The sequence below is a fragment of the Acinetobacter sp. ANC 4218 genome, assembly GCF_002135245.1.
In the GTDB taxonomy this organism is placed as follows: Bacteria; Pseudomonadota; Gammaproteobacteria; order Pseudomonadales; family Moraxellaceae; genus Acinetobacter.
This window is the reverse complement of the sequence record NZ_NEGD01000028.1, coordinates 1-5601: the sequence shown is the minus strand read 5'-3', so window position 1 is coordinate 5601 and position 5601 is coordinate 1. Positions and strand designations below refer to the sequence as shown.

The 5601-nt window shown below is 36.8% G+C and carries 7 protein-coding genes; 5 read left to right on the top strand and 2 right to left on the bottom strand.

Annotation, left to right across the window (positions count from 1 at the left end):
- Positions 1 to 91: 91 nt before the first annotated feature.
- The 4 genes from B9T38_RS16375 to B9T38_RS16360 all read left to right on the top strand — a co-directional run bounded on the left by B9T38_RS16375 (position 92) and on the right by B9T38_RS16360 (position 3120).
- Positions 92 to 655, top strand: coding sequence for a hypothetical protein (locus B9T38_RS16375; RefSeq protein ID WP_086197778.1), 564 nt, complete (start codon positions 92 to 94; stop codon positions 653 to 655).
- A 65-nt stretch (positions 656 to 720) separates the two neighbouring features.
- Positions 721 to 1215, top strand: coding sequence for a plasmid replication DNA-binding protein (locus tag B9T38_RS16370; protein WP_086197776.1), 495 nt, complete (start codon positions 721 to 723; stop codon positions 1213 to 1215).
- 124 nt (positions 1216 to 1339) lie between these two features.
- Entirely contained in the window at positions 1340 to 1933 is a 594-nt protein-coding gene (locus B9T38_RS16365; RefSeq protein WP_086197774.1) for a recombinase family protein, read from the top strand.
- Positions 1934 to 2142: 209 nt separating this feature from the next.
- Positions 2143 to 3120 carry a YagK/YfjJ domain-containing protein gene (locus tag B9T38_RS16360; RefSeq protein WP_086197772.1) on the top strand — a complete coding sequence of 326 codons (978 nt, stop codon included), beginning with the start codon at positions 2143 to 2145 and terminating at the stop codon, positions 3118 to 3120.
- Between the two features lie 173 nt (positions 3121 to 3293).
- Here B9T38_RS16360 and B9T38_RS16355 read toward each other — a convergent pair whose 3' ends face one another.
- Both B9T38_RS16355 and B9T38_RS16350 read right to left on the bottom strand, forming a co-directional pair.
- Positions 3294 to 3878 carry a hypothetical protein gene (locus B9T38_RS16355; RefSeq protein ID WP_086197770.1) on the bottom strand — a complete coding sequence of 195 codons (585 nt, stop codon included), beginning with the start codon at positions 3876 to 3878 and terminating at the stop codon, positions 3294 to 3296.
- A 3-nt stretch (positions 3879 to 3881) separates the two neighbouring features.
- Positions 3882 to 4091 (bottom strand): hypothetical protein, encoded by a 210-nt coding sequence (locus B9T38_RS16350; protein ID WP_086197768.1) that lies wholly within the window; start codon positions 4089 to 4091, stop codon positions 3882 to 3884.
- 395 nt (positions 4092 to 4486) lie between these two features.
- Between B9T38_RS16350 and B9T38_RS16345 the strand changes: the two genes are divergently transcribed.
- The gene (locus B9T38_RS16345) at positions 4487 to 5392 is read left to right on the top strand and encodes a replication initiation protein (RefSeq protein WP_086197766.1); all 906 of its coding nucleotides are present in this window, start codon (positions 4487 to 4489) and stop codon (positions 5390 to 5392) included.
- The last annotated feature ends 209 nt before the right edge of the window (positions 5393 to 5601 follow it).

Below are 5601 nucleotides of genomic sequence, written 5' to 3'. Positions count from 1 at the left end.
GGCAACATATTACCGACATCGAAATAGTGAGACCAAATAAGCCTTATCAGATAACAGCTTTTCTTTTTTCTTCTCTTTTTTGGGATTTATTATGTCGTCTTCTCTTTCTGGGGAACGTACCTCAGACTCGGTTGAGCCTGAAATTGTTGTACACAAGCGTGAGTCTACTTTTAGTTCGCTTATGGGCTTTATGATGATTGCTAACGTGCTTTTATTAACGTTTGTTGGCCTTTATTTCTCTTTAGGTCCTAGTCAAATCTTGGGTATATTCACTTTACATGATGATGTCCTTTTTGCTTTGAATATGAGCTTCAATATTTTTGTTTATGTTATTCCAGCTTTTCTTTCCGCTCTTTTAGGGTCAATTATAAGAATTTTATTATCTTCGAAAGATAGTATTTTGAGTCACTTTAGAGTGATTTTAGGATCAGGCTTTATAGGCGTCTTAACTTTTATAGGTTTAAAAAGTGGTCTTGTTCTAGATCTTCTTGCTGAAAATGTTCAAGTAGTTTCTTCGTTAAGTGATGAGCATAGTGAGAAATTATTTTATAAATTTATCGTAGTCTGTGTGATAACAGGTATGTTTGCTACGACAATGTTTCTTACTATAGAAGAACGAGTAAACAATCTTGTTAATCAAAGCAAAAATACTTGATTTTGTAGCGGTACATGTCCACTTCATGTACCTTTGTTTACAATATAGACAATATAAGAACAATCATGAAAGCACTCTCAGTTATTGAACTAGCTAAACTTTACGGAATGAACCGCCAAAGTATCTATAAGCGCATATCTAAAGGTGATTTAAGCAAGAACAGCGACGGTAAAATTGACCTTGCAGAAGCGATAAGAGTCTTTGGTGAGCCGTCTCAGCGTGTAACAGCGGTACAGTCACAGGCTACATCAAAAGAGACGGAAAGTTACATGCTAGAACAACAGGTAGACTTCCTTAAAAAGCAGCTTGAACTTGCACAGGAACGTGAAGCCTTCCAACGTGAGCAGCTACAAGCAAAAGATGATCAAATCGAATCCTTGCAGCGGTTACTTGGCGCACCTAAGCCAAAGGAACAAGCGGAACAGGTACAGGAGCCGATACCAGAACCAATTCAACCAACACCAATGCAAGAGCCTAAGCCGACTATTCAGGAATCACAGCCCGAACCACAGAAACGCCGTGGTTTGTTTGGTCGTGTAATACGTGCGGTATTGAATTGAGCTATCATTAGACTATACTCAAAAGATAAATCATTAAATGATAAAATAATCTATCATTAAATTTTAAAATAAAATCAATTGATAGTATTATCATAATACTTAAAACAAAATAGTTAAATGAGAAATGACAACTAGAATTTATGTTCGTGCCAGTACCAAAGATCAAGATGCAGAACGAGCATTAAAAGACCTTCAAGACTTTGCTATTCAGTACGGTGCAGACACGGCGGTTTACATTGAAAATTACACTGGTACAAAGCTAGAACGCCCCATCTTAAACAAATTGCTTACAGAGTCAGAACAAGGCGATATTTTGCTTGTTGAGTCAGTAGACCGATTATCTAGGCTTACACAGGCAGATTTTAAGAAGCTAAAGGATAGGATTCAGGCTAAAGGTTTACGCTTAATTGTTGCAGATCTTCCAACAACACACGTAACCTCATCTGACACAATGACAGGTGAATTGATGAATGTGATTAATTCAATGTTAATTGATTTATTGGCAACGATGGCACGTTTAGATAATGAAAAACGCCGTGAACGGATTAAGCAAGGTCTGGAAAGATCAGGTTATAAACCAACAGGAAAAAAAGCGAATACAGTAAAACATGCCCGTATCAAGCAATTGCTTGATACGGGCAATATGACGAAGGAAGAAATAGCAAAAGCGGTAGGTGTAGGGGTAGCTACGGTCTATAGGGTTAATGTTCGAGGTTAGTCTTATTAAGTTATTGATAATATTATTTATAACCCGTAACTATTTTGGTTGGTAGTTGAGCAAAACCCCACGTCTATAGAGAGTGTTTATAGCACTCTCTATGTGACCTAAAAGGGGCTTTGCTTACATCAATTATTTTATTTAAATCATTGGTTACTAGTTTCTATATCAATACACTCTGCTGTATAGATTTATAAATGTGATTTGAAATGATTGAAGATGACTACTTAGCAGATTTTGATGATCTATTGGAGTATGGCTCTTACTTGAAAGTTTTCCATAACAATGAAAAAGAACATGAATGGAAGCGATCTATAGGTCACTCTTTGGAACTGTTAGAAAATTTAATGGTCATTGAGAAACAGCTTAGAATTCTGGAAAACGATAAATCAGAAATAAACATCGAAACGTATAACAGTTTGCTAAAGGCAAGATGGGCTAATCCCTTTATTAAAGAGAATTTCCCCTTAAGTGGTTTTTCTCCGTATGTGACTACATTCTTTCAAAAAACAGATGAAATGCAACTCAACAGTAAATTAGAACTGTTACAAGCAACTAAAGCAGCTTTGAGTCAACCAGACTTCAAAAAGAGCACTATTCAAAACCGCAAACAGTATCGTGAGAAACAAACTCAGCTATCACGCTATATCAATTCATTGTTTGCATATTCACCTAAACTTTTAGTGATTGAATCTGATCTTAGTTATCTTGAAGAATGGGACTACAATTGTGTGGATGAATCGCTTAAAAGCCAGAGAATTGAACAAATTCAAAATGAACGAAATAAATTAATTACTAAGCTAAAACAGAAGTATAAAAAGGATTTAATAGGTTATATCTGGAAGATAGATTACAGCCTTGAAAAGAACTTCCACTACAACATAATTTTGTTTTTAAAAGTGGACTCTCAAACAGAAAATGACATTGTAGATTTTATCAAACAGGCATGGACTGAAATCACAGATTCAAAAGGCATTCACTTAAATAAAAATTGTCATAATTTTGGTAGTAATGACTCCAATCAGATTGAAGATAAAGAGAAAAGGAAAGCTCTACTAGATTGTGCTTTACATCTAGTTAGGATGGATTACAGCATCAAGATGAAGCTTTACACAGTAGATGGAAAGTCATTGCATACATTCGATAGAGGGCAGACTCCTAAAAGGATTCAGCCTAAAAAATCTTAGATATATATCATCTAAGAAAAGGATAATTCCAATGATTTATTGCACTTATGAAACAAAATCAAACTTAAAATAGGTCATAGATTTCCCCTATTTAGATCTAAGTTTGAGTTTTGTTTCATATAATAGTTATAGATCTGTATTTTTAAAATAATCGAATTATGAAGAGTTTTCTTCTAGAAAAAACCTTCAAGATTCTTGTAGCAGTCAGTATCTATAGTCATAGCCATAGGTGTTCTGTTATCTTCAGATGAGATTTGCGCTTTAGCAGTACAAGTCTGCTCTGAAATTAAAAAATCATGATCAGGGCTACTACTGGTTACATCATATTTATAAATAACAAATCCTTTCTGATCACCAGTTCCATCTTTAACTGATTTAACATCAATAACCCAAGTATCTGTATTGGCGTTCAAAACTGTATTGATTTCATCTTTTATTAAAGATTTAAAACTACTATTGATAATCTTCTTTTGTTCATCCCATGGCATTTTTGAAGATGTATGGAAATCTGGATCTCCATCTACAGTTTGATCATTAGAGTGATTGGCTTTTTTAGTGACTTCTTCCTGTAAAAGAACAGGTTCAGAAGCAACAACATCACTTGTAACAGGTTCACTAACTGCAGCTATCTCAGTTGTCTTAGGCGTACAATCGAATTTAGTTTGATCACATTCTGTAGCTGCTTTCTTATCAGTACAACCAACAGCAATTAAAGTAACTAAGAGGACAGAAGGGATTAGGGCGTTTCGTAAAAGCATATTTTAATAACCACGATCACGTAGAATTTTTCGAGCCATATTCTTTTCAGTATCACTTGAACCTAAAAATCCCTCACTCTTAATAATCTTTTTCAATTGATCATCAGATTTAGATTCCAATCGTTCAAACATTTCACGTTGTCTTCGTTGGTGCTCTTTTGCAGCCTCTCCAACAGCGGAAGCAGCTTTAGAAACCTTGTCAAAAAAACTCATTGCTCACCCTCATTAAACATTTATTAGAAAGAAAAATTATAAAAGTAGAATAAAATCAAAAGGAAAAAAAGAAAAGATAACAGCGACACAAAAAGACGTAGTAAGAACGATTTAATAAAAATAGATAGGGGTTTTCGTTGAACTAGCTAGATGAGCTTAGACTGCAAACGGTGAGCATATTTGAAAGCAGTGATGGGGATACTTTCTCTTACTTCTTACAACTGCATGAAATCTGTGGTAAAACTAACGCAAATGAAAAAGCCCCGATGATCTGCAAACTTGGCGGAATGTGATCAATCGAGGCTTGTATTCTTCAACAACAATTAGGGGTTTAATCCGTCTTGTGTCTGTGAACTATTCTACAGGTAAAGGTGGATTTCTCAAGCGTTAGAAGCATGGAAACCGCAAAAAATTACACTAAACAGCAGTTAGATCTGTTTGATAGCCTACCGAATAAGCCGTACTGCATGGATGAAGTACCTGGCTACACACTCATCCGCACTAAATCTATTGCGGTTAAGAAGCCATATATCCAAGTAAACCCACCACTTATGACGATTTACTTTGTCTTCGATGACGACAAAGAAAACTCAGCTTTATCATGGTTTGACGCAGATTTACCTGCGCCATTGTGGACGACTCAGAATTCTGAAAATGGGCATTGCCACCACTGCTATAAATTAGAGATACCGCTTTGCACGAGCGAGTTTGCAAGTATCAAAGCAATAAAGTACGCACAGGCTGTCTATTACGCTTATGCACTCAAGCTAGATGCAGATCTCAGCTATTCACAGCTAATCACTAAGAACCCATTACACCCACAATGGAGGACAACCTTCTGGGTTGATCGTGCGTACTCACTCGACTACCTTGCCGACTTTGTAGACCTACCGAAGAAGCTACCTAAAAAGCTCGAAGTCGTTGGTCTGGGACGTAACGTTACAATGTTCGAGAAGGGGCGTTATTGGGCGTATAAGGCGATTCGTGATTACATGCACTACAACTCAAGCCTAGAGTGGGAAAGAGCTGTCAGAGCGCAAATAGAAGCGATCAACAGCGGTTTTGAGCAGCCTTTGCCGTACAGTGAAGTAAAAGCGACGGCAAAGAGTATTGCAAAATGGGTATGGCAACGCTTCAGCTATGGCGAATTTAGCGAGATACAGGCGAAACGTGGTGCAAAGGGCGGAGCCAAATCTAAACGCGGGGCTAAAGCCGATTCAGCTCGATCTATGAAGCCTTGGGAAGCTTTGGGAATTAGTCGGGCAACATATTACCGACATCGAAATAGTGAGACCAAATAAGCCTTATCAGATAACAGCTTTTCTTTTTTCTTCTCTTTTTTGGGATTTATTATGTCGTCTTCTCTTTCTGGGGAACGTACCTCAGACTCGGTTGAGCCTGAAATTGTTGTACACAAGCGTGAGTCTACTTTTAGTTCGCTTATGGGCTTTATGATGATTGCTAACGTGCTTTTATTAACGTTTGTTGGCCTTTATTTCTCTTTAGGTCC